The following is a 24,455-nucleotide window of genomic DNA, read 5'->3' as shown; positions in this document are numbered from 1 at the left end:
GTGAACAGGCGCAGGGCGATATCGTAGAGCACCACCAGGGTGATGACGGCGATCAGTGGCGCAATGACCCGCCCGAACAGCTCGTTGAGCGTGTCGATCGCCTTGGCAATCGCATTCATGGGTCCAGTCTCCGACGTCGGAACGAAAGCCGCCCCGGGTGGGGCGGCCGGCACAGCCTTACAGACAGGCTTCGATCTCTTCGAGCGAGGGCAGGTTGTCCATGGTGCGGCTCATGTTGAACGGCGCGGAGATGTCACGCCAGGTGGCGTAGTGCTCCAGGTAGCCGATCATGGAGTGGTAGACCTTGGCGTGGTCCGGGTGCTCGCAGGCGCCGCGCAGGATCACCTCGTTGGTGATCTCCTGGATGCGCTCCAGATCCTCGTCGGAGAGCTGATTGATGGTCACACCGGCATCGATGAACTGCTCGGTACCTTCGGTGGAGCCGCGCTCGGACCAGGCGATGGACCAGGCCATGGTGGCATCGGCGGCGATCTTCAGCTTCTCCTGGGTCTCCTCGGAGAGGGCGTCCCAGGCATCGCGATTGATCATCACGCCGAATACGCTGGCAGACTGGTGCCAGCCCGGCACCGACCAGTACTCGACCACTTCGGCGAAGCCGGCATTGTAATCCACCCCCGGGGTGGAGAACTCGGCGCCGTCGACCACGCCACGCTCCACCGCCTGATAGATCTCGCCGCCGGCCAGCGTCACCTGAGAGCCGCCCAGCTGCTCGAGTACGCGGCCCTGGTCACGCCCGGAGAGGCGCAGGCGCTTGCCGTCGAGATCGGCCAGGCTCTCGATGGGCGTGCGGCCCATGAAGCCCGACTCGTTGTTGGTGATGCCGTAGGGCAGGTAGACCATGTCGTACTGGCCGTAGATCTCCTGGTAGAGGTCCCAGCCGCCCCACTGCTGAATCCAGTTCAGGTAGTCCACAGCGTTGAACAACATGGTGGTGGTGGCCAGCGGTGAGAAGGCCGGGTTGCGGCCGGCCCAGTAGCCGGGCCAGTCGCCGGCGGCTTCGATACTGCCGGTCTCGGTGGCGTCGAACACCTCGGTGCCAGGCATCAGGGTGCCGCCGGCGCGGAACTCGATCTGCAGCTCGTCGCCGGCGATCTTGTTGACCAGCTCCACCCAGTGGCGGTCGATCTGGATCAGATCGATGCTGTCCGGCCAGGTGGAGGTCATGGTCCAGCGCTCCTGGGCCTGAGCGGTGGTGGTGAAGGCGGCCAGAGCGATGCCGGCCGCCAGGCCGGAGATGGCGAATTTCGTCTTCATCTTCATGTCGTGCTCCCTTCTGGGTCTTATTGTGCTGCAGTAAAGAGAAGATCTTGCCAGGCGGCGTGCCGCAGTCGTTGTGATTTGCTGAATGATCGGTCAGGCCGCCAGAGAACATCGACAAGCTAGCACGCTGGCATGACCGGAATCGATAGCTGGCTACGGTGCTGAGCAGGGTTGAGCCGAGCATCGGTTACGTTTAATTAAGAAAGAATGGGAGGTGGATCTATCTGTATTGTAAGGTAAAACTTCGGCCTGCCGGCAGGGTGGGGCAGGAGAGAGAAGAGGGTGAGAATAGACCAAAGTCTATCCACATAACGCGGCAGACGGCGCCCGGTCGGGCGCCGTCGCTGTCATCAGCGTCAGCTGTAGACCTGAGCAGGCAGCCAGGTGGCCAGCGGTTCGTAGAAGAACACCAGGAACAGTCCCAGCAACTGCAGGGCCACGAAGGGAGCCACCCCTTTGTAGATGTCGAGCGTCGTGATGCCCGGTGGGCAGACGCCCTTGATGTAGAACAGCGCGAAGCCCACTGGCGGCGTCAGGAACGACGTCTGCAGGCAGATGGCGAAGAGGATGGCGAACCACACCGGATCGACGCCCAGGCTGAACACTACCGGGGCGACGAGCGGCAGGATGATCAGCGTGATCTCCACCCAGTCGAGGAAGAAGCCGAGCAGGAACACCACCAGCATGATGGTCAGCACCACGCCGGCCGGGCCGAAGGGCAGCCCGGTAATGGCGTTGCGAATCACGTCGTCGCCGCCCAGCCCGCGCAGCACCACGGCGAAGATGGTGGCGCCGACGAAGATGCCGAAGATGAAGGCAGTGGTGCGGGTGGTCTGATAGAGCGCCTTTGACACCACGTCGAAGTTCAGGCGGCGATTGAACAGGGCCAGCAGCACGGCGCCCAGCGCGCCCACCGCGGAAGCTTCTGTGGTGGTGGCAAAGCCGGTGAAGATCGAGCCGAGTACCGCCACGATCAACGCCAGGGGCGGCAGTACGGCGATCAATACCTCGAGCAGGGCGCGGGCATTGAGGGGCTGGCGGTTCTCCGGAGCCGGGGCCAGATCCTTCTTGATATAGGCGGCGATCACGATGTAGGCGATGTACATCACCCCCAGCATGATGCCGGGAATCAGTGCGCCCATGAACAGTCGGCCCACCGAGGCTTCCGAGGTGCCCAGGCGGTCGGCCATCAACACCAGCATGATGCTGGGCGGCACCAGGATGCCGAGGGTGCCCACCGAGCAGGCGGTGCCCACGGCCAGCGACTTGTTGTACTTCGCTTGCAGCATGGGGCCGATGGAGAGCATGCCGAGCAGCACCACTGAGGCGCCGACGATGCCGGTGGAGGCGGCCAGCAGCACGCCGACGATGACCACCGTGACGGCATAGCCGCCGCGCAGCCCGCCGAGAACGCGCACCAGGGAGTTCATCAGCCGCTCGGCGATGCCGGAGCGGTCGAGCATGATGCCCATGAAGATGAAAAGCGGCAGGGCCACCATCAGCTCGTTGGCAATGATGCCGTAAAGACGCCGGTCGAGAACGCCGATGGTGCCGCCCCAGGAGAACCACAGATCGGCCCCCATGTGCTCGACCAGCACATGGCCGATGACGGCGAACAGGAAACCGATGCCGGCCAATGCCCAGGCCACGGGGAAGCCGATCAGCAGTAGCCCCATGAAGCCGGCGAACATGCCGATGACGAGAATTTCTTCGAGACCCATGATCTTCCTCGCACAGGCACGTTAGCGGTGGTCCACCGGGCGCCGCAGAGGCAGCTGCCGGGGGAATCCGAAGAGATAGGTACAGCAGCGCAGCGCTCGTGATGACAAGGCGATGGCGATCAGCGCCATGCCGATCGGCAGGGTGCTCTTGATGATGAAGCGGTAGGGTAGGCCGCTGGGCGCCTGGGAGCGTTCGCCGCGGGCGAAGGAGCGCTGGGCGTACTCGGTGAGCCCGTCGACCATGAAGTAGAGCACCGGCAGCACCAGCAGCACGATACACAGCAGCTCGACCCAGGCCTGGAAGCGCAGCGAGAACTTGTCACGCAGCACGTCCACGCGTACGTGGTCGTCGGTGACCACGGCGTAGGCCAGAGTCAGGATCATCGTCGCGCCGAAAAAGTGCCACGAGAGCTCTTCCAGGGCGATGGAGCCGCGGCCCAGGATGAAACGACTGAACACATTGGTAAGCACCACGGCGAGCGTGACGAGCCATAGCCAGGAAAGCAGCTTGCCGAGAACGGCAATGGCCGTGTCGATCACATGGCTGACACGGTTGGTGGGTAGCTCCGGGCGCAGCGGGGTGTCGTCCGGGGGAGCGTCGGGAAGCGGTATAGACATCGTGCAGCCTCTTGCATGTTGCCGCTAGCCGGGAGGCCGGGTGCCGGTGGCAATGCCACCGGCACCCGGCACCCGGCGCCCGGCGCTTGCCGTCAGTTGGAGTTGGGCGAATAGTAGGAGCGCGGCAGGTAGCCTTTGGCGTGCCAGTTGCCATGGACCTGCATCCATTCACGCTGGCTCTCCAGCACGCGGGCGAAGAGCTCGTCGTTACTGGCCATCTCGTCCAGCACGCCCATGGTGACGCTTTCCAGCTCGGCCAGGATCTCCGGCGACAGGGTCTGGGCGTTCACGCCCTCGGCTTCGAAGCCGGCCAGGGCCTGGGGGTTCTCCCACTCGCTCTCGGAGAAGCCGAACAGCGTGGCGGAGCGGCAGCCGATCTCGATCTGGGCGCGGCTCAGGTCGGAAAGGTCGTCCCAGGTCTCCTGGTTCACCAGCAGGTGCGAGGTGGTGTAGGTCTGGTGCCAGCCCGGCATGATGTAGTTCTGCACGATTTCCTGCATGCCCAGGATGCGGTCTACGGCCGGAGCGGAGAACTCCAGGGCGTCGATGGTGCCGCGCTCCATGGCCTGGTAGAGCTCGCCACCGGGCAGCATGGTGACCGAGGCGCCGAGCTGCTCCATGACGCGGCCGCCGATGCCGGCAAAGCGGATGCGCAGGCCGTCGATCTGATCGAGAGATTCCAGCGGCTCGGCGAACCAGCCGGCGGCTTCCGGCCCGATCACGCCGCACAGCAGCGCCTTGACCCCGTAGGGCGCGTACACTTCCTGCAGCAGCTCGTTGCCATCGCCGAAGTAGTGCCAGGCCATGAAGGCGGGCGGCTCCATGCCGAAGGGAGGGCCGGAGAGCAGCGGCAGTACCGGGATGCTGCCCTGGTCGTAGCCGATCCAGGTGTAGCCGGCCGGGTAACGGCCTTCCGAGACGGCATCGAGGATCTCGAACGGCGGGATCAGCTCGCCCGGCTCGTAGTAGCGCAGGTTGATGTTGCCGCCGGAGATCGCTTCCAGCGTTTCGGACAGATGAACGACCGGCGTACTCAGGCCCACCAGGTGTGAAGGAAAGGCGATGGGCACCTGCCAGCGAACGCGCTCCTGAGCGCTGGCGGTGCTGGTCATGGCGGCGCCGGCCAGGATCACGGCGGCTGTCGTGCCGGCCAGCTTGAAGCGTGTGGACACCTTGGGGCCAGTTGAGGCTTGCATAGACGCGACTCCACTTGTTGTGACGGGTATTGTTTTAGGGAAAGGCCTATTCCAGCGCTGAATTAGCCATGCAACTCAAAGGGAAAGCAATAATGGAAAATTGGTCAGACCAATCGGCGTGCGTGAGACCTTGCTAAGGTGAATCATGTTTCGATAGGTAACTGATGGTGTTTTGTTGTGATCTCCCGGAAAAATTGCGCTTTTCCTCTAGATTCTGTGCTTATTTTTAGCGTGCTTAGGCTTTTCGGTGTGTTTGGAAGTGCGACCAATTGTTAATGCAAAGAGGCGTGTGGGGAGAGTGAGCGGTGAGGGGCGGAGCGATGTGCGAGCGAGAGGCGAGAGCAATATTTAATTGGTCTGACCAAATGGCTGCGCGTGGATGGCGCGGCCTTGTGTGGTCGACCTCGCCTGCCGACACGGCGCGGCAGCAAGCGCTGGCCATCTGGCAGGCCCGCGCTTGGCAGCGCCCCTGCTGGGTGTCGTCGGCGGCACCCGAAAAGGCGTGGCAGCAGGGATGGCTGCCGCCGGCCAAGGCCCGCACCCATCTGGGCGGCGAGCACGACCTGATCGTCTACGATGCCGCCAGTGAAGCGGGTTTCGATGCGGACGCGTTCGGTGCTCTCAGCGGTACCCTGCGGGCAGGCGGCCTGCTGCTACTGCTGCTGCCAGCGGCCGCTGGCGACCAGACGGCCAGCCACTACATGGCCCGCTTGCGTGAACGCTTGGCGCAGGCGACGGATGCCGTGCACTGGACACCCGGCGAGCCGCTGCGGCTGCCCGAGCCCAAGTCCGAGCCCGACCGGCCCCGGCCGCTACCCGACAGCGGCGACCCCGATTGCCTTACCCGCGACCAGCGCCAGGTGGTGGAGCGCCTGGTTGGCCTCAGGCGCCGGCGACCGCTGGTGATCACCGCCGACCGGGGCCGCGGCAAGAGCGCCGCGCTGGGTATCGCCTGCGCCCGCCTGCTGAGCGAAGGGCAGGAGAAGATCTGGGTGACGGCGCCGCGCCTGGCGGCGGTCGAGGCGCTGTTCGAGCGCCTGGAGGCGCTGCGTCCCGCGGGCCACCGTCATGGCGGACGCTTCGACGATGAGGGCGGCGGACGCGTCGAGTTCGTGGCCCCCGACGAGCTGAGCGCCCGGGTCGAGCGCGGCGAGGCAGGCGGTCAGGGAAGCTGGCTGCTGGTGGACGAGGCCGCGGCCATACCCGTCGCCCTGCTCGGGCAGTGGCTCGAGGCGTTTCCGCGCATCGCCTTCGCCACTACCGTGCACGGTTACGAAGGCTCCGGGCGCGGTTTCGCCCTGCGCTTTCGCCCGCGGCTCGAGCGCCAGACGCCGGACTGGCGCGAATGTCATCTCGCCGTGCCGATACGCTGGGCCGAAGGCGATCCGCTCGAACGACTGGTCGGCGACCTGCTGCTGCTCGATGCCGAGCCGCCGGGGGTGACCTCGAAGCCGCTGCAGGAGTGGATCTGGCAGCCCGAGGTGCTGGCTGGTGACGAGCCCGCGTTGCGCCAGATATTCGGCCTGCTGGTGCAGGCCCACTACCGCACTGCGCCGAGCGACCTTCAGCGGCTGCTCGATGCGCCGGAGCTCAGGGTCAGGACGCTGACGGACGGCCCCCATACCCAGGCGGTGGCAGTGTGCGCTGACGAAGGGGGCTTTACGCCCGAGCTGGCGGAAAAGGTGGCGCGAGGCGAGCGGAGGCTGCCGGGGCATCTGCTGGCCCAGTCGCTGGCCGCCCATGCCGGCTGCCGTGAAGCGCTCACGGCCCGACTGCGGCGGGTGCAGCGTATCTCGGTGCATCCCCAGCGTCGCCGCGAGGGGCTGGGGGCGCGGCTGCTGGAGGGCGAGCGCGCAGCGGCGCGGGAGGCCGGCGTCGACCTGCTGGGCGCCAGTTTCGGCGCCGAGCCGGGGCTGCTCGCCTTCTGGCGCTCTCAGAGATTTCACACGGTGCGGCTGGGGCTGTCGCGGGAAACCTCGACCGGAGAGCATGCCGTCATGGTGGTGGCGCCGCTCACGGCCAGGGGGGAAGCCCTGTGCGCAACGTTGACGCGGCGCTTCCATGAGTTGCTGCCGGTTCTGCTCGCCTTCGAGCTGGCCGAGCTGGAGCCGGAGGTCGCCCTGGCGCTGCTGGCGGAAGGGGAGCGAGCGGAGCTCGATGCGGCCGAGTGGTGCGACCTGGACGATGTGGCCCACGGCCACCGCGAGCCGGCGCTGGCGCGTCTCGCCCTGCAGCGGCTGATACGCCGCGCGGCCGTGGCGGGGCGGCATGACCCCGAGCTGGCATGGCTCGCCGCCTGGGCCTTCCAAGGGCGCGACATTGCCTGGCTGGCCGCCCGGGCCGGGGCCGACGGACGACGACAGGTCATGGCGCGGATGCGCGATATCGTGGCCACGCTGCTGGCCGGCGAATCGCCCGGTCGTTGAGCGGGCTTTTCCCGGCGTTGTCGGCCCGGTAAGGTAGGCCGGTTACCCTCATGCAGATCGAACATGAACGAACATCTCGAGCAACTCTCGCCACAACCGCTGTGGCGCCATTTCCGCACGCTGTGCAATACGCCTCGTCCGTCAGGGCACGAGGCCGAACTGGTGGCGATCCTCGAGCGCTGGGCAGAGCAGCATGGGCTCGCCCACGACCGCGACGACTACGGCAACCTGCGCTTGAGCAAGCCCGCTACGCCGGGCCATGAAGAGGCGCCGGGCATCATCCTGCAGGGCCATCTCGACATGGTGGCCCAGGCCAACGCCGATCATCCCCACGACTTCACCCGCGACCCGATCGACACCTACGTGGACGACGGCTGGCTGCGCGCCCGTCATACCACGCTGGGTGCCGACAATGGCCTCGGGGTGGCGGCGGCGCTGGCGATCCTGGAGGACGACACCCTGGTGCACGGCCCGCTGGAGGCACTGTTCACCCTTGAGGAAGAGAGCTCCATGGGCGGCGCCTTGCAGCTGGCGGAGCACTGGCTGCAGGGCAGCGTGCTGCTCAATCTCGATTCCGAGGACCGCGGCGAGGTCTTCATCGGCTGCGCCGGCGGTGCCGACATCGTGGTGGAGGCGCAACTGCCCACCGCCGATTCGGGAGCCGACGAGGTGGCCCTCGAACTCGCCCTGACCGGGCTGGTGGGCGGCCACTCCGGCATCGACATCCATCGCGGGCGCGGCAATGCCAACCGCCTGCTGGTGCGCGTGCTCAGGGCGCTGGAAGCCTACGACATCCGCCTGGTCAGCTATCGTGGCGGTACGCTGCGCAATGCCATCCCGCGGGAAGCCTTCGCCACCGTCGTGCTGCCGGCCGATGAGGTCTCCGCCGCCGAAAACCGGGTGAAGGCGCTCGAACAGCAGCTGCGTGCCGAGCTGGCCGGTGTCGACGAAGGGCTGGCCGTGACCGTGGCGCGAGTGGCGCAACGGCCCGCTCAGGCGCTCAACGCCCATGCCAGCAGCATGCTGCTGGCGGCACTCAACGCCGCACCCTACGGCGTGGAACGCATGAGCAGCGCGGTGCCCGGCGTGGTGGAAACCTCGAACAATCTGGGCGTGGTGAACCTCGACGAAGGGCGCTTCCATCTCTGCGCCCTGGTGCGGTCGCTGCGCGACAGCGCGGTGGCGGATCTGGCCGATCGTTTCCGCGGTCTGTTCGATCTGATCGGGGCGCGCACCCGGGTGGAAAACGCCTACCCCGGCTGGACGCCTGCCCCCGACAGCGCCCTGCTGGCGCGCTTCGAGCGTCTGCATCGGCAGCTGGTGGGACGCGAGCCGGCGGTCAAGGTGATTCATGCCGGGCTCGAGTGCGGCATCCTGGCCGGCAAGTATCCCGGCCTCGAGATGATCTCCTTCGGCCCCTCGATTCGCGGCGCCCACTCGCCCGACGAGCGGGTGGAGCTGGACTCCGTGGTGGAGTTCTGGAACCTGCTGCGGGCGTTGATCGAGGATCTGGCCGCGGACAGCGCTTGAGGCTGCTGGGCTTGAAACGACCCGGCGCCGCGCCCGATGGGCGGCGCCGGGCAGTGCCTCAGGCGTGCTGGCGGCTGTGCTTGCCCTCGGCGATCTCCTCGACCAGCTTGCTGCAGAAGGCGTCGAGGTCGTCGGGCTTGCGGCTGGTCACCAGGCCGCTATCCACTACCACCTCCTGGTCCACCCATTCGGCGCCTGCGTTACGCAGGTCCATCTCCACCGAAGGGTAGGAGGTCATGCGGCGGCCCTTGGCCACGCCGGCGTTGATCAATACCCAGGGGCCGTGGCAGATGGCGCCCACCGGTTTGTGCTGCTCGAAGAAGCGCCGGGTGAAGGCCAGCGCCTGCTCGTTCTGACGCAGGGTGTCGGGGTTGAACAGGCCGCCGGGAAGCTCCAGGGCGTCGTAGTCGCCGGCATCGACTTGGTCGAGCTTGCGATCGACGTCATAGGAAGGCCCCCAGTCGGTGCCGGCCCAGGCACGGATACTGTCCTTGTCCGGCGCGATGACGTGCACCGTGGCCCCTTCGCGCTCGAGCGCGGCCTTGGGCTCGGTGAGCTCCGACTCCTCGAAGCCGTCGGTGGCCAGGATGGCGACGGTCTTGCCTTTCAGCTTCTCGCTCATTCGCTACCTCCTTGCTCCTTGTGCGACGCATAGGGTTGTGCGACGCATAGGGCATCACTGCCCCTTACTCACCATAAAACGGCAAGAGCCGAAGGCAAGGGAAGTGGGGTATCGGACCGTGACTCGATGTAGTGGCCTGTGAGTCCAAGCGTCAGTGGTTGACCTGGATGCGAACCACGGGATAGCCCCCTACGGTGACCAGCGGGACATCGGTGTGGCCTCGGTAGTGATGGTCGTATCTAGGAGGAGCGTAATAGTGGTGCTCCACGACGCGATGGGCGGGTCGGGAGTGACGATGGGCGCGATGATGGCGCCGATGCTTCGGTGGTTTGCCGCGATGGTCGCGCACGTAGTAATGGTGATGATGAATCTGGGTGCCATGAGCGGCATATCGGCCATGGTCGGCGCTTGCCGACATTGAGAAAGGCAGCGACAAGGCGGCTACCAGAGCGGTGAAGATCAGACGTTTCATGGGGGGTCTCCTCAAGTGCCAACGACACGTTACGGTCACCCCTTCTTTTCCCTGACCCCATTATAGCGGTGAAAAGCGAGCATAGTGAACACTGTTCGACTATGCTCGTCGCTCCTGATCACCGCTTGTTACCCTGCGACCTCTTTGGACTGCCTATGGGCAGGTTCTCAGCCCAGGTAGGCGTTGAGCATCCAGACGGTTTTTTCCTGCTCACGGATGTAGTCGCCGGCCTGGGCGGCGGTGCCCTCGTCGTCGGCATCCGAGGCCAGTGCCAGCAGCTCGCGCTGCAGCTCGATCAGGGTCTGATAGCCCTGGAGCACACCGCGCACGCAGGCTTCGCCGTCGTGTACGTCCTTGTCCTCACGGATCTGCGACATGGCCACGTAGTCGCTGTAGGCGTGCACCGGCTTGTGTCCCAGGGTCAGGATGCGCTCGGCCACCTCGTCGACCTTGGTCAGCAAGTCGGTGTAGAACTCCTCGAACTTGGTGTGCAGCTCGAAGAACTGCGGCCCCTTCACGTTCCAGTGATAGCCGCGAACGTTCATGTAGAAGATCTGATAGTTCGCCAGCAGAGCGTTGAGCTTCTCGGCGAGCTGACTGGCGCTGCTCTCGTGCAGACCGATGGCATTGGTGTCACTCATGCGCGTTCTCCTTGTCGCGTAATGGGATTTCCTCAAGTCTACGTGTCGATATGGCGTCGCTTAAGCAATATCTCAACATCGGCACGATAGCCGCTCTGCATGATGTGCGCATGACGCCGGCGACGGTCAAGCGGGGGCGGCTCGTTGACGCAGTGACGATGCTCGGGAACCCCAGCGGCCGTTGGCACTCTCAAGACGGCAGCGGCACCCTTGCAAGGTGGGCTGTGCGGCGTAGACTGCGCCCTATGACGAAAGGAGACACCTCATGCGCCAGTGGTGGTGGATGATGCCCGGATTGGCCTTGCTGGCAGGCTGCCAGACGACACCGACGATGCTGCCCACCGCAGAGCCGCAGCCGGCCGCGGAGTGCCGCTGGGAGGCCGATGGCATCGAACCGCGTGAATGGGTGCGCCGTGCGCTCAACGCGCTTGAAGCGGACGGCTTCGTCGTGCGCGACACCGAGCCGGCGGTGGGGCTGGTCAGCGCCGACCGAACTCGGACGATACCCGGCTACGGCGATCGCTACGACAGCTGGGAGCGCACCGGCTTCTTCGGTGGCGTGGGTATCGGCGCTGGCCGCGGGGTTTCCACCGGCATGATGATCGGCTTCGGTGGCGCCGGCGGCAGCATCGCCCAGGACGCCACCCAGCTCGAGCGCGTATCGGTGATCGCCGACCCGGGCGGGGTGCGGGTCAGTCGCGACATTCAGGTGATCGACTGGCGCGGCGAACTGCGCGAGACCCGCAGCGGTAGCGACGCGCCCTTCTGTGGTTCGCTGCGCCAGGCCATGACGGCCGGGGAGGCGCTGTGATGCGTCGTGCTGTTCTGGTGTCGCTGTTGGCCCTGCTGCTGGCGGGCTGTGCGACGACCACACCGGCCCCGGAACCGCGTGAGCTGGCGTTTGCCGCAGCGCCGGAAGCGGTACTGCAAGAGGCCCTCGGCGTGCTGGCCGACGAGGGCTACGTGATTCGCCGTGCCGATGCCGAACGGGGCCGCGCAGAGGCGGCGCTGGCACGTTGGCCCGGCTATCGGGTCGACGTTGCTGTGGTGCCGGAGGGCCAGGGAGCCCGTGCTTCGTTGAGCGCCACCCGCGGCGGCAGGCCGCTGCCGCCACATCTGCTAGACCCTCTGTTGGCCGAGCTTCAGCGCCGGCTGGGCTTGGCGCCTTGATCGACGTCATTGGTTCTCATGAGAGACACGTTGAGACATGAATCGCTTGCATGATCTTTTTTCCATCAGGGCAAAACGTGCCTGGCTCGCAATCCTGCTGCTGGGCCTGCTGCCCGGCCTGGCGCTGGCCCACCCCCATGGCTGGATCGACATTCGCGTACGCCTGGTGGTCGACGACGAAGGGCGCCTGGAGGCGCTGCATCAGGCCTGGCGGATGGATCCCTTCTACAGCCTGGTGCTGCTGGAGGAGCTGAGCCGCACCGAGGGCGGCCTGGAAGCGGGCCTCGACCGCCTGGGCGGCGAGATCCGTGGCAACCTGGCACCGTTCGACTACTTCACCGAGATTCGCCTGGGCGAGGAGCGGCTCGGTCTGGGTGACGTCTCCGAGTACACCGTGATGGAGCGTGGCGGTCGGGTCGAGTTCATCTTTCTGCTGCCGCTGGAGACGACCCAGCCGCTCAATGGCCAAACGCTGCAGTACAAGGTGTTCGATCCCACCTATTACCTCGAGGTGGTACATGAGGCAGAGGGGGAAACGCCGCTCGACGACGCCTTGCTGGTGAGCGGCGAGCTGGGCTGCAGCACCCGGATCGTTCCCGCCAATCCCGATCCCGAGCTGGTGATGCAGGCCGCCATGCTGGACGTCACCGACGAGGCGGAGCCCGGCTTGGGGCGTCACTTTGCCGAGACCGGAGTCGTCAAATGCGAGTAGTGGCAAGAGCGCACCCCCGTACCCGTACCTGGCTTCTCGGGCTGGGCCTATTGGTCGTGGCCGTGCTGTTACTGAGCTTCTTCGTGCAAGGCGGTCTGCAGTCGCTGAGCCTGCAACTGGTGGCCTGGCAGCGCGACTTCCACCGCGCCCTGACCATGGCGATCACCAACTTTTCCGGCACCCCATCAGCGAGTGCCTGGGCGGCGCTGCTGGGCATCAGCTTCGCCTACGGGGTCTTTCATGCCGCAGGCCCGGGGCATGGCAAGGCGGTGCTGACGACTTATCTGCTCTCCCAGGGCGGCGCGGTGCGCCGGGCGTTGGGTCTCTCCTTTGCCGCTTCGATGCTGCAGGGGGTGGTAGCCATCAGCCTGGTGGTGGTGCTGGTGCATGGCTTGGGCTGGGTCACCCGGCAGGCGATGGGCAGCGTGGTGTGGGTCGAGCAGGCCAGCTTCCTGATGGTGGCGCTGCTGGGGGCCTGGCTGTGTTGGCGAGCGATTCGTCAACTGCGTCGGACGTCGCCGGCAGCAGCAGAGCGCTCTGCCCAAGCGCACGACCATGCACATGGGCATGCGCACGACCACGACCACTCACATGACCATGACCACGCTCACTGCTGCGGCGGGCATCATCACGTCGATCCCCAGCAGGCTGCCGATTGGCGCACGGCGCTGGCTACGGTGGTCTCTATCGGCATCCGTCCTTGCAGCGGCGGGGTTCTGCTGCTGGGGGCCGCCAGCCTGCTGGGTCAGTTTGCCGTGGGCGTGGCGGCGGTCATGGTGATGGCGCTGGGCACGGCGCTGACCGTTTCCGCGCTGGCGTTGGCCAGCGTCTTCGCCCGGGGCTGGGCCGAAAAGCAGCTGGCGAGGCAGAACGGTCTACAGCGGGCCAGCCGCCTGCTCGGCTGGGTGGCCCTGGCGGGCGGGCTCGCCATCATGTCGTTGGGTATCTCGCTCTCGGTGACCGGAATCACCCAGCCGACTTCTGCCCCCATGCTGGGCGAGCCCCCGGCCCGTAGTGCGCCGGCGCAGCCGCCGACCGGTGGGCACCCCTTAGGCGGCTGAGGGAATCACAGGCGCGACTTCAACCCACCCAACTGGGCCAGCAGGTGATCGCGCATGTTGGCCAGTTCATTCAGGTCGTAGGGCTGCGCCTCGCCCTGCCCCCACACCGGCCCCGGCCAGGCCGCGTCGGCCTGCCGGCGGGCCACCACGTGCACGTGCAGTTGGGCGACCACGTTGCCCAGGTTGGCCACGTTGATCTTGTCGGCCCCGGTCATCGCCTTGAGCATGCGGCCCATCTCGCTGGCCTCATGCCACAGCTGGCGCTGGTCCTCCTCGTCCAGGTCGAATACCTCGCTCACCCCCTCGCGCCGCGGGATCAGAATCAGCCAGGGAAAGCGGGTATCGTCCATCAGTCTGAGCTGACATAGCGGCAGCTCGGCGACCGGGTAGCTGTCTCTGACCAGGCGTTCATCCAGCTCCACTGACGACATATCGACTCTCCCTCACGATGGCGATAGCCCATCATGGCACAAGCGCGGGGGAGCGTCTGCCAGCCTCGGTGGGCGCTTCGCTGCGTTAGCGACTAAAGTGAAGGGGTCAGGCCAGACGAACAGGAGAACGACGATGAAACGGACGGTGGCGACTATGCTGGCATTGCTGCTCGGGCTGTCACTGCTCAGCGGGTGCAACACCATGCGCGGCATGGGCGAGGACATCGAGGCCGGCGGCGAGGCGATTCAGCGGCAGTCGAATTCATATTAGCGTTTTTCAAAATGGCAACCGGCTGTTACGCTGACAAAGGCCATTGCTTCACGGCAAGGAATGGAATTCCCGAAAGTTATTTCAAGGAGATACGACCATGAAGAGAGCGATTGCCTTGGGCTTTGCCCTGCTGATGACAGCCGGTGCCCTGGCGGGGTGCAACACCATGGAAGGCGCGGGCCAGGACGTCGAGCGTGGCGGACAGCACGTGCAAGACGCCGCCCAGTAAACCCTAGCGGTCCGGCTTGGCAGCATGCGGGCGACCTGGCAGTCTCCCCGTGTGCTGCCTGAATCAATAGACCCTTCCCCTCCCCTTTAGTGAGATCTTCGCATGGTTAGCCCATTGCGTTTTTGCCTGGCTTCTTTCAGTGCGTTGTTGTTGGCAGGATGTGCGCCTATGTCCAATTCGAATCCATCTCAAGCCCATGACCCTGCGCCCAAGCCGCCCGAGGTCAGTGAGGGAGAGGATGCCTGTGGCGCCCGTCACGTGCAGGATCGCGTCGGCCGGCGCTATGACGAAGCGCTGGGCGAGTCGATCCAGCGCGAGAGCGGTGCCGCCACGCTGCGGGTGATCCGCCCGGGCCACGCTTATACCATGGAGTACCGCGGCGACCGCATCAACGTCCATATCGACGACGGCGATACCATCACCGACATCGGCTGCGGCTGATACGGGCGCGGTCGGTCATACCTGGCCGTGCTCCGCCTGTGCGCGGCGCTCGGCCTCCTCGGCCTGCTTGCGCAATTTCTTGCGCAGGGCGGCTTTCTCGAAGCGTAGCTTCTGCAACGGCGTTGCCAGCTTCAGCGGTGGTACCGGCGCCGGTTTGCCGTCGGCGTCTACTGCCACCATGGTCAGGTAGCAGCTGTTGGTGTGGCGGATCACCTTGTCACGAATGTTCTCGGCCACCACCTTGATGCCGATCTCCATCGATGAGCGGCCCACGTGATTGACGCAGGCCAGGAAGGTGACCAGTTCACCAACGTGGATCGGCTGCTTGAACAGCACCTGGTCGACCGAGAGTGTCACCACATAGTGGCCGGAGTAGCGGCTGGCGCAGGCGTAGGCCACCTCATCGAGCTTCTTGAGGATGGCGCCGCCGTGCACCTTGCCGCTGAAGTTGGCCATGTCGGGCGTCATCAGCACGGTCATGCTCAACTCGTGCTGGCCGGGAAGTTCCAGGGGAAGACTGTCGGCGCCTGCCATGTGCATACCTCTCTCGGTCATCTTTTCGCGATTGCCATGTTACATGAGAACAGCAGCGCCGCCGGCGAGCCGGGGCGCTGCTGCGATTGGCGCCAACCTGGACTAGAACCAGGTCAGGCCCACCGAGATGATCACCCCGGTGATCACCAGCTGAATCAGACAATAGCCCATGATGTCCTTGGCTTTCAGCCCGGCGATGGCAAGTACCGGCAGGGCCCAGAACGGTTGCAGCAGGTTGGTCCAGGCATCGCCCCAGGCCACGGCCATGGAGACGCGCGCGACATCGACGCCGAGCGCTTCGGCAGCCGGCAGCATGACCGGTGCCTGCACGGCCCACTGGCCGCCGCCGGAGGGCACGAACAGGTTGACGATACCGGCACTGATGAAGGACCAGAACGGCAGCGAAGTTTCGGTGGCGAACGAGATCAACCCCTGAGACATGGACTCCGCCAGTCCCGACTGCACCATGATCGCCATGATGCCGGCATAGAAGGGGAACTGAATGACGATGCCGGCCCCGCCCTTGATCGCCTCGTTGAGGCTCTCCAGCAGGCTGCGTGGCGTGCGGTGCAGCACGATGGCCAGCGACAGGAACAGGAAGTTGACGATGTTCAGGTTCAAGCCGCCGCCGCGGAACACGAAATGGTCGAGCAGGAAGATCACCCCGGGTATGCCGACCAGCCAGGCCAGGGTGACGCTGTTCTCGAGACGTTCGGCAGGGCGGGTGATGCGCACCCGGGCGGCCGGGGCATCGTCGAGCAGTTTGGGGTCGACGTAGACGCTCTCTTTTTCATCGGGGAGCATGGCCCGGTTGACCAGGGGAATGGCGACGAACAGGCACACCACGATGGCCAGGTTGAAGAAGGCGAAGATGGTCGAGCCGGTGCCGATCACGCCGATCTGCTCGGCGGTGAAGTGGCCCTCGGTGGCGATGGTCAGCGGAATGGAGCCGGCCAGGCCGCCGTGCCACACCACGAAGCCGGAGTAGGCGCTGGCCACCAGCAGGCGATAGTCGACCCGTATCAGGCGCGCCAGCTCCTTGGCGAACAGCGCACCTACCACCAGGCCGAAACCCCAGTTGATCCAGCTGGCCACCAGCGACACATAGGTCACCAGCAGGATGGCGCCGCCCGGCCCGTTGGCCAGCGCGGCGAGACGCTGCAGCAGCTTCTTGACCGGCGGCGAGCTGGCCAGCATGAAGCCGGTCACCAGGATCAGCAGCATCTGCATGGAGAAGGTCAGCAGGTTCCAGAAACCGTCGCCCCACATCCGCATCACGGCAAGCGGCGTCTGGCGTTCCACGCCGATGGCGGCGGCCGCGGCCACCACCGTCAGCAGCAGCACGAAGATGAAAGGGTCCGGCAGATAGCGGTCGACCAGCCTGACGGCGGGTCTCGAGAGGAATCTGAGCATGGCAGCGTCGCTTCTTCTGGTTGTCGGGTGTGCGTCTGAGAAAAATAGCGCAAACTCATCAGCTTGCCCTAATTAAATGGCGCTCGGCTCAACGGGAGCGGTTGGCCGTTGCCGGTGGCGCTGGCTCATTGGGCTGGTGGCACCACCGGGTACGTCGATGGTGCCAATAGTAGCCGACCAGCACTGCCGATCGCACCACGGAGAAGGTGAGGAACGCCAGCCACAGAGCGTGGTTGACGTATTCGAGCGGTGCGATCGTGCTGGCTACCCACCATACCGGCAGATAGCTCGCTAGAGCGATAAAGATACTGTTGCGCATCTCGCGAATCGCCGTAGCGCCGATGAAGACGCCGTCGAACAGATAGCTCCATACCGCGATCAGCGGCATGGCCACCATCCAGGGCAGGTAGATGCCAGCCGTTTCCCGCACTTCGGGCAGGCCGGTCAGCAGAGTGATGAGATACTGGCCGCCAAGGGCGAAGGCGAGTGCCGCGGCACCTGCCGTTACCAGCGAGAACCAGGCCGCGGCGCGTACGGCATGACCGAACTCGTCCCAGCGCCGGCGGCCGACGCTGCGCCCGATGGTGGCCTCGGCGGCGTGGGCGAAGCCATCCAGCGCATAGCTGGTGAGAATGATGAACTGCAGCAGCACGGCGTTGGCGGCCAGCACGGTGTCGCCCTGCACTGCGCCGCGGGAGGTGAAGAAGGCCATGACGAACAGCAGGCCCAGGGTGCGCAAGAAGAGATTGGCATTGACCTGGAACAGCTCGCCATAGGCGACAAGCCGCAGCAGACGCTCGCGCATGAAACGACCTTCCAGCCGCTTCAGCTGGCGAAGCACCAGCCAGATGCCGAAAACGAATGCAGTGTAGTCAGCGATCACCGTGGCCCAGGCCACGCCGTCGCTGGTCATGCCCAGCCCCACCACGAACAGCAGGTCCAGGGCGATGTTGACGCTGTTGGTCAGCATCAGGATCGCCAACGTCACCCGCGAGTTCTGCTGGCCCAGGAACCAGCCTAGTATGGCGTAATTAGCCAGCACCGCCGGGGCCGAGAGGATACGGATCTGGGCATATTCGGCGGCGATTTCGGTAGCTATCTCGCTGCCGTCGAGCAGCCACAGCCCCAGTGATATCAGCGGCTGAGAGAACAGGATCAGCAGTGTTCCGATCCCCATGGCCAGCAGCAGTGCCTGCCCCAGCAGGTTGCGCACTTCACTGTCGCTTTCGCGGCCCACTGCCTGGGAGGTCAGCCCGGTGGTGCCCATGCGCAGGAAGCCGAAGCCCCAGAACAGGAAGCTGAACAGGGTGGCCCCCAGCGTGACGCCGGCCAGATAGCGCGAGTCCGGCAGGTGGCCGACCACGGCGGTATCCACCAGGCCCAGCAGCGGCACGGTGATGTTGGATAGTATGATTGGCCACGCCAGCGTCCAGATGCGCCGTCTTGCCGCCGCGGGTGTTTCGCTATGCAGGGTCGTCATCGTACGTTTTCAAGAGAAACGAACCGAGCAGCATGGCGACAGAGGCGGCAGAACGCAACCGCGGTTGGCTACACTGGGAGCGGGCGTCGCCTGTAGCGGCGAGACGTGAGGATTAGTCCGTTCGCGGCAGCGAGGACGTACAGGCAAGTGGCACGGCGCAAAGGGGGAAAGATGATACGCATGACGAGAATCGTGACGGCGCTGGCGGTGGCATTGGCTCTGCTGCTTGGCAGCCTGCAGGTGCAAGCCCAGCAGCAGCGTATGGAGGCGCGGCCCAGCGGCGGGGCGATGATCGCCGACGCGCTGATTGCACGACCCTTGCTGCTGGTGGCGACCCTCGGCGGTACGGCGCTGTTCGTCGTTTCGCTGCCGTTCTCGGCGATGGGGGGCAACGTCGACCAGGCGGCCGAAACCCTGGTGAAAACCCCGGCCGAGGCGACCTTCCGCCGCTGCCTGGGCTGTACCTCGATCAACCCGCGACCTGCGCCGGCGGAGCGCTGAGCGAGCCGCGGCGAGCGGCGAGTCAAGCCGCGGTGATCAGGCGGTACTTGGCCATCAGCTCGTCGCGGCTCTCGCGCCGCTCCGGGTCGAGGGGAATGCAGTCCACCGGACAGACCTGCTGGCACTGCGGCTCGTTATAGTGACCGACGCACTCGGTGCACAGGTTGGGGTCGATGACGTAGATCTCTTCCCCCGCCGAAATGGCATCGTTGGGGCATTCGGGTTCGCAGACGTCGCAGTTGATGCACTCGTCGGTGATCATCAGAGCCATTGGGGCTACCTCGCGATCGGGCGGGCCGTTTCGGCCGCGCGCCCAGGTAAGGTGGCTCGGGAAAAGCCGAGTATTACGGTCAGGTATTGTAATGCTTGCGCAGCGCTTCGGCGACCTTGGGATGCACCAATCGCGAGACGTCACCGCCAAGCTTGGCGATCTCGCGCACGATGGTGGAGGAGATGTAGGAGTTCTCCACCGCTGGAGTAAGGAACACGCTCTCCAGCTCCGGCGCCTGGGCCCGGTACATGTTGGCCAGCTGCAGCTCGTACTCGAAATCGGAGACCGCACGCAGGCCGCGCAGGATGATGTGTGCCTGCTGCTCGGCCATCATGTCGGTGAGCAGGCCCGAGAAGCCGATCACTTCGACGTTGTCGAGGTTGGCCGAAACCTCGCGGGCCAGGGCGATACGCGCATCGAGGTCGAGCGCCGGGTTCTTGCCGGGGCTGGCCGAGATGGCGACCACCACCTTGTCGAACAGCAGCGAGGCGCGCTCGATCAGGTCGTAGTGGCCGTGGGTGATGGGGTCGAAGGTGCCGGGATAGACCGCGATTTTCATGGCGCTCCGCTCACTTGCACAGCTAAGGGGGGCTCAGGGTAACCGCCAGCGGCCGAGCCGACAACGTCGGCGGGCCGCCTCGAATCACTCTTCCAGCTTGCCGAAGGGGTTGTCCACTGCAAGCGATACCGGGCGTGCGTAGCCGGGGATGACGATATGGGTATCGTTGACCTCGAGCTCGGGCCCTTCCAGCACACCCTCGCCGAAGCGATAGCGCACCTCGTACTCGCCGCGATCGGCTGCGGCCAGATAGGCCTGGCTGGCCTCGCGCACCGCTTCGCGCCGTTGGCGCCAGGCCGCGACGGCGGCCTCGCCATGGCGCTGCGCCAGCAGCCGCTCGGTCACCATAGGGGAGAGAACGACGCCGGTGGCGTTGTTGCCGCCGAACCCCTTGGCGTTGATGAAGGCGGCATCGGCCGTGAACCGCTGCGGCTCGCGGGAGAAGTGCAGCCGCTCGGCGTAGACGTCGTCGGCCACCGCATCGAGAGTGGGAATGCCCGGCAGCAGGCCGTGGGCGAAGCTGCCGAGTGCGCTGGCCAACTGGTCGCCGGCGGCGCTGCCCTGGGAGTGGCCGACGAAGGCCTTCACCGCCACCACCGGCCAGTTTTCGATACCGTTCGCCTGGGCGACCAGATCGAAGACGTGGGACTCGGTCACGCGGTTCTTGGGTGTGCTGGTGCCGTGGGCATGCAGAAAGGTGCGCTCGCGCAGGGCAGTGTCGCCCAGCATGTCGCGGACCAGCGCGGCCGCCTTGCCCAGAGTGATGTAGTTGCCGATGCCGGGTGCGGAGATGGAGCGCTTCCAGCCGTCGGCATTGACGTACACGCCCGGCACGCTGCCGAGGATCTCGGCGCCCAGCTCCAGCGCCAGGGCATCGTCGAGCAGCAGAATGAACTGGCTGGCTTCGGCGATGGTGAAGCCGCAGTTGCGGGCGAAGGGGCGGCAGGCGCGCTGATAGTCGGCATCGGTGAGCAGCTCCAGGGCGTCCAGCGCCTTGAGGCTTTCGTCGTCGGCCAGCGCGCCCATGGCGCGGAAGCCCTCGATGATCTCGGGCGTCACTGGGGCGTCGGAGGTGCCCACCATCACGGCACGACGATGGCCGTTGCGAATGTCCTCCACGCCCAGGCGCAGGTTGTAGAGGAAGCTGGCGCAGGCGCCCAGGGCCGCCCCGGTGCCGCCCACGCTGCCGAGCACGTAGGCGTTGAGGAAGTCAGCCGGCATCTGCCCGTAGCCCAGCGGCATCTGCTTGGAGGTGGCCCGGTTGCCCGACACGAAGCTCTTGAGCAGCCCGCCCCAGCCTTCATCGTCGAGCTGGCCGATGGAGTTGCCGGCATACACGGCGATGTCGTCGGGGTCGAGACGGTCGCGCAGCTCATCCCACGCCAGACCGCTGCTCGCCAGGCAGTCGCTGGCGGCAAAGATCGACATCGAAAGACCGCGCGGATGGTGCACGCTGCGGTAGTAGCGGCTGGGATCGAAGCCGCTGGGCAGCTGACCGGCGGCACGCACCAGAGCCGGCCGGGTTTCCGGCAGCAGCACGTCGAGTTCGCCGGCTGGCACCGTGACTTCCAGAGTGTGGCGGTCCAGCTCGCGCACCTGCCAGGTCGGCGGCAGCCGCTCGGGCAACTGACGGCGGCGGATACTGAAGGTCAGCTCCGAGCCCAGGCCCAGGCTGGCGCGGCGATTGGCCGGTAGCCCGTCGTCATTGAAGAGGGGATTCTCGATACGTCGGATCAGCGTATGGTCGAGCACCTGCGCGCGGCAGTTCTCGGCCAGGCGAGCGGCCTCGATAGGGTTTCCGGCGGTATCGTACCAGGTGCCTTCCCGGCAGGTGCCCAGCCCCATCATGGCGGCCAGGCCGAGCAGCAACGCCTGCTGCTCAACTTCGGGAAGGGCATCGATCACGGTGCGACGAAACGCTTGATGGCCAGAGGTACGACCGGCGGCGTTGACGCCACCCATGCCGACGATCACCGGTAAGTGAGACAAGCCGCTTTCCTCGTTGTGCTGTTCGTGCGAGTCGGTAATGTAAATATAGGACTGGCGATCATAGCACCCGCTTCGGGATGTCGTCATGGGCGTAGCGTGCAAGTTACGGCCAGCAAAGATAAAACAAACGTTTGAAATGTGACGGGAAACACGCTATCCTGATTCCGCTGTTTGAGTCATACGAGTGGGTATGTGGGCGCTTCCTTGTCGAAGCGCCTTTTTTTCGCCTTATCTCGTCCTTCTCTACCACCCTCTCTCGCCCCCCTCGCGCGCGCCGACATGGCTGCTAGAATGGCCGTTCGTCCGCTACCGATCGATCTGCCTAATGCATGCCACCTCCCGCCCCATCGCGACCAACCAGAGCGGCCCCCATCGGGATGTCGAGAAGCGCGTCGACCGCGCCCTGCGCCATCCGCTGCGCAAGCCCGTGGCCGAGCACACGCGGGAGGCGTTCGAGCAGGCCCGTGCGTGGTACGAGCGTGAAGCCGGGGATGAACAGCGTCCGCTGATACTCGACGCCGGCTGTGGCGTGGGGGTTTCCACCCGCGAGCTGGCCCGGCAGTTCGACGACCATCTGGTGATCGGCGTGGATCGCAGCGCCGAGCGGCTTTCCCGCGAGCACGGCGAGGTGGGCGACAATGCGCTGCTGGTACGTGCCGACCTGGTCGACTTCTGGCGCCTGGCACTGGCCGCCGGCTGGCAGCCGACGCGGCACTATCTGCTCTACCCCAACCCCTACCCCAAGTCGGTGCATCTCAAGCAGCGCTGGCATGGGCACCCTGTGCTGCCGACGATCCTGGCGCTCGGTGGCCGGCTGGAGCTGCGCTCCAACTGGCGGCTCTACGTCGAGGAGTTCGCCCTGGCGCTGGCGCAGGCGACCGGCACGGCCGCTGCGGTGGAGTCGTTCGACCCCGGCTCCCGGTACCTCACTCCTTTTGAACGAAAATACCACGCCAGCGGTCAGTCACTCTGGCGTCTGGTCGCCGAGCTGCCCCATGCTCCCGAGCTGGTACCCTGCGACACGGAGAGAAGCTGATGGCATTCGTGTATCTGGCCCTGGCCATCGTCGCCGAGGTCGTGGCAACCAGCGCGCTCAAGGCGACCCACGGCTTCACGCGGCTCGTTCCCAGCCTGGTGGTGGTAGTCGGCTATGCAATCGCCTTCTACATGCTGTCGCTGGTGCTGCGCACCATTCCGGTGGGTATCGCCTATGCCATCTGGGCCGGTCTGGGTATCGTGCTGGTGGCCCTGGTAGGCATCGTGGTGTACGGCCAGCGTCCCGATCTGCCGGCGGTGCTCGGTATCGCTCTGATCGTAGCCGGCGTGGTGGTGATTCAGCTGTTTTCACGTATGTCCGCCCACTGAGAAAGGTCACGTGGGCTTGAGATGGAAGGTTCGATGATTTCGAGAACTGTTGCTGGGCTGAGCTGCCTGCTTCTTCTGTTTGGCGGTTCGATGCTGCCGGTGGCGGCGGTCGGATCGGGTTTTGCCGAACTTGGAAAGATGACCGAGAGCGGCTTTCGTATCAGCGCCGAAGCGCGCCTGCTGGGCGACGGTGGGCGTGACGGCGTCCTGCTCGGCGCCATCGAGCCGCAGCGCCAACTGTCGCCGGCCTCGGTGTCCAAGGCCTACCTGGCGGCGGCTGCGCTCGACCGCTGGGGCCCTCAGCACCGCTTTGCCACCCGGCTGGTCAGCACCGCTGAGCTCGACGCCGACGGCGTGCTGCGCGGCGACCTGATACTCGACGGCGGCGGCGACCCGGGGCTCTCCAGCGAGGACCTGTGGCGGCTGACCCAGCGGCTGCATCAGGCCGGCGTGCGCGAGGTCGAAGGGCGCCTGGTGATCAGCCAGTGGCGCTTCGGCCCGGTGGAGTGCATTACCACCGATCGCTGCGAGGGGCAATCGCGCACCGCCAACAGCTACAGCGCGCTGCTCTCCTCGGCCGGGGTCAACCACGGCAACTGGTGCGTCAACGTCGCGCCGGGAGCGGCGGCGGGCGAGCCCGCTCGCATCACCAGCTGCGACAGTCAGGGGCTGATCCTGGAGGTCGACAACCGGATCGAGACGCGCCCGCCCGACAGCGGCACCGAGTTCAGCGCCGAGCGCGTGACCCGCGAAGAGGGCGACGTGATGCTGCTGCGCGGCCAGATTTCACTCAACGCCTCGCCTCGGGACGTCTACCGCGCCAGCGGCGACCCCGCCCGCCAGACCGCCCGCACGCTGATGGCCATGCTCGAGCAGGCCGGTATCGGCGTGGGCGGGGGCTACGTCACCAGCATCGATCAGCCTGCCGCTTCCGCGCGAACGCTGGCGCAGGTGGAGAGCAGGGCGCTGCAGGAGCTGCTGCTGCATGTGATGAACTACTCCAACAACTTCATGGCCGACGTGCTGGCGCTCAACCTGGTGGATACCCCCAGGGCGGACCTGCTCCAGGCCGGCGAGGCGATTCAGCAGTACGTGGACGGCCTGCCCGATCACGGCCCGGTGATCATGCTCAGCGGCAGCGGCCTGACCACGGAGAATCGCACCTCGGCCCATGGCAGCAACGTGCTGCTGGAGAGCATGTTCCACCGCTCATCGCTGTTCCCCAGCTTCGTCGCCAGCTTCCAGTCGCCGGCCAACGGCGTGTCGCGCTTCATTCGCCGCGGCTCGCCGCTGTTTCAGGACCACATCATGCTCAAGACCGGCACCCTCAATCAGCCCTATGCCGTGCGCGCCGTGAGCGGCTATTTCCGCACCCGCTCGGGGCGCTGGGGCGTGTTCACGGTGATGGTCAACGGCACCTCGTCCACGCCCTGGCTCAACTGGGCGCAGGTGCTGGACCCGCTCTCCGAAGACCTGGCGCGCATGATCGAGGCGCACTGAAGCCGACTCAACCCGCAACTC

The 24,455-nt window shown here is 65.8% G+C and carries 27 protein-coding genes and 1 pseudogene; 13 read left to right on the top strand and 15 right to left on the bottom strand.

Translation table 11 applies throughout. From position 1 onward, the window contains the following. From HOP59_RS19610 to HOP59_RS19590, 5 genes and pseudogenes are all read right to left on the bottom strand, one after another. Positions 1-119: pseudogene (locus HOP59_RS19610) on the bottom strand (TRAP transporter small permease subunit); the annotation flags it as partial. A gap of 58 nt (positions 120-177) precedes the next feature. After that, complete coding sequence (gene dctP / locus HOP59_RS19605; protein WP_234255206.1) at positions 178-1,281, bottom strand: TRAP transporter substrate-binding protein DctP; 1,104 nt, start codon at positions 1,279-1,281, stop codon at positions 178-180. A 356-nt stretch (positions 1,282-1,637) separates the two neighbouring features. Then, positions 1,638-3,002: a TRAP transporter large permease gene (locus HOP59_RS19600; RefSeq protein ID WP_010627450.1), complete on the bottom strand. Its 1,365-nt coding sequence runs from the start codon at positions 3,000-3,002 to the stop codon at positions 1,638-1,640. Between the two features lie 21 nt (positions 3,003-3,023). Beyond that, positions 3,024-3,620, bottom strand: a complete 597-nt coding sequence (locus tag HOP59_RS19595) for a TRAP transporter small permease subunit (RefSeq protein ID WP_010627451.1) — start codon at positions 3,618-3,620, stop codon at positions 3,024-3,026. A 92-nt stretch (positions 3,621-3,712) separates the two neighbouring features. After that, positions 3,713-4,816, bottom strand: a complete 1,104-nt coding sequence (locus HOP59_RS19590) for a TRAP transporter substrate-binding protein (protein ID WP_010627452.1) — start codon at positions 4,814-4,816, stop codon at positions 3,713-3,715. A 320-nt stretch (positions 4,817-5,136) separates the two neighbouring features. Here HOP59_RS19590 and HOP59_RS19585 point away from each other — a divergent pair, with 320 nt between their 5' ends. Together HOP59_RS19585 and HOP59_RS19580 are read left to right on the top strand one after the other, a co-directional pair. After that, complete coding sequence (locus HOP59_RS19585; protein WP_479688662.1) at positions 5,137-7,242, top strand: tRNA(Met) cytidine acetyltransferase TmcA; 2,106 nt, start codon at positions 5,137-5,139, stop codon at positions 7,240-7,242. A gap of 63 nt (positions 7,243-7,305) precedes the next feature. Continuing rightward, positions 7,306-8,772, top strand: a complete 1,467-nt coding sequence (locus tag HOP59_RS19580) for an aminoacyl-histidine dipeptidase (RefSeq protein WP_010627454.1) — start codon at positions 7,306-7,308, stop codon at positions 8,770-8,772. A gap of 58 nt (positions 8,773-8,830) precedes the next feature. Here HOP59_RS19580 and HOP59_RS19575 read toward each other — a convergent pair whose 3' ends face one another. From HOP59_RS19575 to HOP59_RS19565, 3 genes are all read right to left on the bottom strand, one after another. Then, positions 8,831-9,394 (bottom strand): type 1 glutamine amidotransferase domain-containing protein, encoded by a 564-nt coding sequence (locus HOP59_RS19575; RefSeq protein ID WP_010627455.1) that lies wholly within the window; start codon positions 9,392-9,394, stop codon positions 8,831-8,833. A gap of 151 nt (positions 9,395-9,545) precedes the next feature. Further along, positions 9,546-9,866 carry a hypothetical protein gene (locus HOP59_RS19570; RefSeq protein ID WP_141638551.1) on the bottom strand — a complete coding sequence of 107 codons (321 nt, stop codon included), beginning with the start codon at positions 9,864-9,866 and terminating at the stop codon, positions 9,546-9,548. 167 nt (positions 9,867-10,033) lie between these two features. Further along, the gene (locus HOP59_RS19565) at positions 10,034-10,507 is read right to left on the bottom strand and encodes a Dps family protein (RefSeq protein ID WP_010627456.1); all 474 of its coding nucleotides are present in this window, start codon (positions 10,505-10,507) and stop codon (positions 10,034-10,036) included. Between the two features lie 265 nt (positions 10,508-10,772). Here HOP59_RS19565 and HOP59_RS19560 point away from each other — a divergent pair, with 265 nt between their 5' ends. The 4 genes from HOP59_RS19560 to HOP59_RS19545 are packed head-to-tail and all read left to right on the top strand — an operon-like array spanning position 10,773 to position 13,450. Beyond that, positions 10,773-11,318: a hypothetical protein gene (locus HOP59_RS19560; RefSeq protein WP_010627457.1), complete on the top strand. Its 546-nt coding sequence runs from the start codon at positions 10,773-10,775 to the stop codon at positions 11,316-11,318. Further along, on the top strand, positions 11,318-11,677 hold the full coding sequence (locus HOP59_RS19555; protein WP_010627458.1) for a hypothetical protein: 360 nt from the start codon (positions 11,318-11,320) through the stop codon (positions 11,675-11,677). Before HOP59_RS19560 ends, HOP59_RS19555 begins: the two co-directional genes overlap by 1 nt. 37 nt (positions 11,678-11,714) lie before the next feature. Then, positions 11,715-12,389: a DUF1007 family protein gene (locus tag HOP59_RS19550; RefSeq protein ID WP_010627459.1), complete on the top strand. Its 675-nt coding sequence runs from the start codon at positions 11,715-11,717 to the stop codon at positions 12,387-12,389. After that, a complete protein-coding gene (locus HOP59_RS19545) occupies positions 12,380-13,450 on the top strand; it encodes a nickel/cobalt transporter (protein ID WP_234255203.1) in 1,071 nt (356 codons plus the stop codon). Before HOP59_RS19550 ends, HOP59_RS19545 begins: the two co-directional genes overlap by 10 nt. Before the next feature lie 5 nt (positions 13,451-13,455). Here HOP59_RS19545 and HOP59_RS19540 read toward each other — a convergent pair whose 3' ends face one another. Further along, entirely contained in the window at positions 13,456-13,881 is a 426-nt protein-coding gene (locus HOP59_RS19540) for an HIT domain-containing protein (RefSeq protein WP_234255201.1), read from the bottom strand. A gap of 133 nt (positions 13,882-14,014) precedes the next feature. On the opposite strand from HOP59_RS19540, the gene HOP59_RS19535 reads away from it, so the two are divergent. The 3 genes from HOP59_RS19535 (at position 14,015) to HOP59_RS19525 (ending at position 14,822) form a co-directional block, all read left to right on the top strand. Further along, positions 14,015-14,152 carry an entericidin A/B family lipoprotein gene (locus HOP59_RS19535; protein WP_010627462.1) on the top strand — a complete coding sequence of 46 codons (138 nt, stop codon included), beginning with the start codon at positions 14,015-14,017 and terminating at the stop codon, positions 14,150-14,152. A 97-nt stretch (positions 14,153-14,249) separates the two neighbouring features. After that, on the top strand, positions 14,250-14,381 hold the full coding sequence (locus HOP59_RS19530; RefSeq protein ID WP_010627463.1) for an entericidin A/B family lipoprotein: 132 nt from the start codon (positions 14,250-14,252) through the stop codon (positions 14,379-14,381). A gap of 168 nt (positions 14,382-14,549) precedes the next feature. After that, on the top strand, positions 14,550-14,822 hold the full coding sequence (locus HOP59_RS19525; RefSeq protein WP_010627464.1) for an I78 family peptidase inhibitor: 273 nt from the start codon (positions 14,550-14,552) through the stop codon (positions 14,820-14,822). Between the two features lie 15 nt (positions 14,823-14,837). Here the strand turns inward: HOP59_RS19525 and HOP59_RS19520 are convergent, their stop codons facing one another. The 3 genes from HOP59_RS19520 to HOP59_RS19510 form a co-directional block, all read right to left on the bottom strand. Continuing rightward, entirely contained in the window at positions 14,838-15,356 is a 519-nt protein-coding gene (locus HOP59_RS19520; RefSeq protein WP_010627465.1) for an acyl-CoA thioesterase, read from the bottom strand. Between the two features lie 102 nt (positions 15,357-15,458). Next, complete coding sequence (locus tag HOP59_RS19515; protein ID WP_010627466.1) at positions 15,459-16,769, bottom strand: short-chain fatty acid transporter; 1,311 nt, start codon at positions 16,767-16,769, stop codon at positions 15,459-15,461. Positions 16,770-16,857: 88 nt separating this feature from the next. After that, positions 16,858-18,249 (bottom strand): MATE family efflux transporter, encoded by a 1,392-nt coding sequence (locus tag HOP59_RS19510; protein WP_010627467.1) that lies wholly within the window; start codon positions 18,247-18,249, stop codon positions 16,858-16,860. Positions 18,250-18,429: 180 nt separating this feature from the next. Between HOP59_RS19510 and HOP59_RS19505 the strand changes: the two genes are divergently transcribed. Further along, entirely contained in the window at positions 18,430-18,750 is a 321-nt protein-coding gene (locus tag HOP59_RS19505; protein WP_010627468.1) for a hypothetical protein, read from the top strand. Positions 18,751-18,772: 22 nt separating this feature from the next. Here the strand turns inward: HOP59_RS19505 and HOP59_RS19500 are convergent, their stop codons facing one another. The 3 genes from HOP59_RS19500 to HOP59_RS19490 form a co-directional block, all read right to left on the bottom strand. Continuing rightward, a complete protein-coding gene (locus tag HOP59_RS19500; protein ID WP_010627469.1) occupies positions 18,773-19,021 on the bottom strand; it encodes a YfhL family 4Fe-4S dicluster ferredoxin in 249 nt (82 codons plus the stop codon). Positions 19,022-19,100: 79 nt separating this feature from the next. Continuing rightward, the gene (gene coaD / locus HOP59_RS19495; protein ID WP_010627470.1) at positions 19,101-19,580 is read right to left on the bottom strand and encodes a pantetheine-phosphate adenylyltransferase; all 480 of its coding nucleotides are present in this window, start codon (positions 19,578-19,580) and stop codon (positions 19,101-19,103) included. An 84-nt stretch (positions 19,581-19,664) separates the two neighbouring features. After that, positions 19,665-21,542 carry a beta-ketoacyl synthase gene (locus tag HOP59_RS19490; RefSeq protein WP_035590623.1) on the bottom strand — a complete coding sequence of 626 codons (1,878 nt, stop codon included), beginning with the start codon at positions 21,540-21,542 and terminating at the stop codon, positions 19,665-19,667. 352 nt (positions 21,543-21,894) lie between these two features. On the opposite strand from HOP59_RS19490, the gene trmB reads away from it, so the two are divergent. From trmB to dacB, 3 genes are read left to right on the top strand one after another with little or no spacing between them, the layout of a single operon-like run. Then, positions 21,895-22,605 (top strand): tRNA (guanine(46)-N(7))-methyltransferase TrmB, encoded by a 711-nt coding sequence (gene trmB, locus HOP59_RS19485; protein ID WP_234255200.1) that lies wholly within the window; start codon positions 21,895-21,897, stop codon positions 22,603-22,605. Further along, positions 22,602-22,934 (top strand): DMT family transporter, encoded by a 333-nt coding sequence (locus HOP59_RS19480; RefSeq protein WP_234255216.1) that lies wholly within the window; start codon positions 22,602-22,604, stop codon positions 22,932-22,934. Before trmB ends, HOP59_RS19480 begins: the two co-directional genes overlap by 4 nt. Positions 22,935-22,967: 33 nt before the next feature. Beyond that, positions 22,968-24,434 carry a D-alanyl-D-alanine carboxypeptidase/D-alanyl-D-alanine endopeptidase gene (gene dacB / locus HOP59_RS19475; RefSeq protein WP_234255198.1) on the top strand — a complete coding sequence of 489 codons (1,467 nt, stop codon included), beginning with the start codon at positions 22,968-22,970 and terminating at the stop codon, positions 24,432-24,434. Positions 24,435-24,455 lie beyond the last annotated feature (21 nt).

The organism is Billgrantia aerodenitrificans (assembly GCF_021404405.1).
GTDB classification, from domain to species: Bacteria; Pseudomonadota; Gammaproteobacteria; order Pseudomonadales; family Halomonadaceae; genus Halomonas; species Halomonas aerodenitrificans.
Note: the sequence above shows the minus strand (reverse complement) of the source record. Positions and strands in the feature narration are given on the sequence as shown.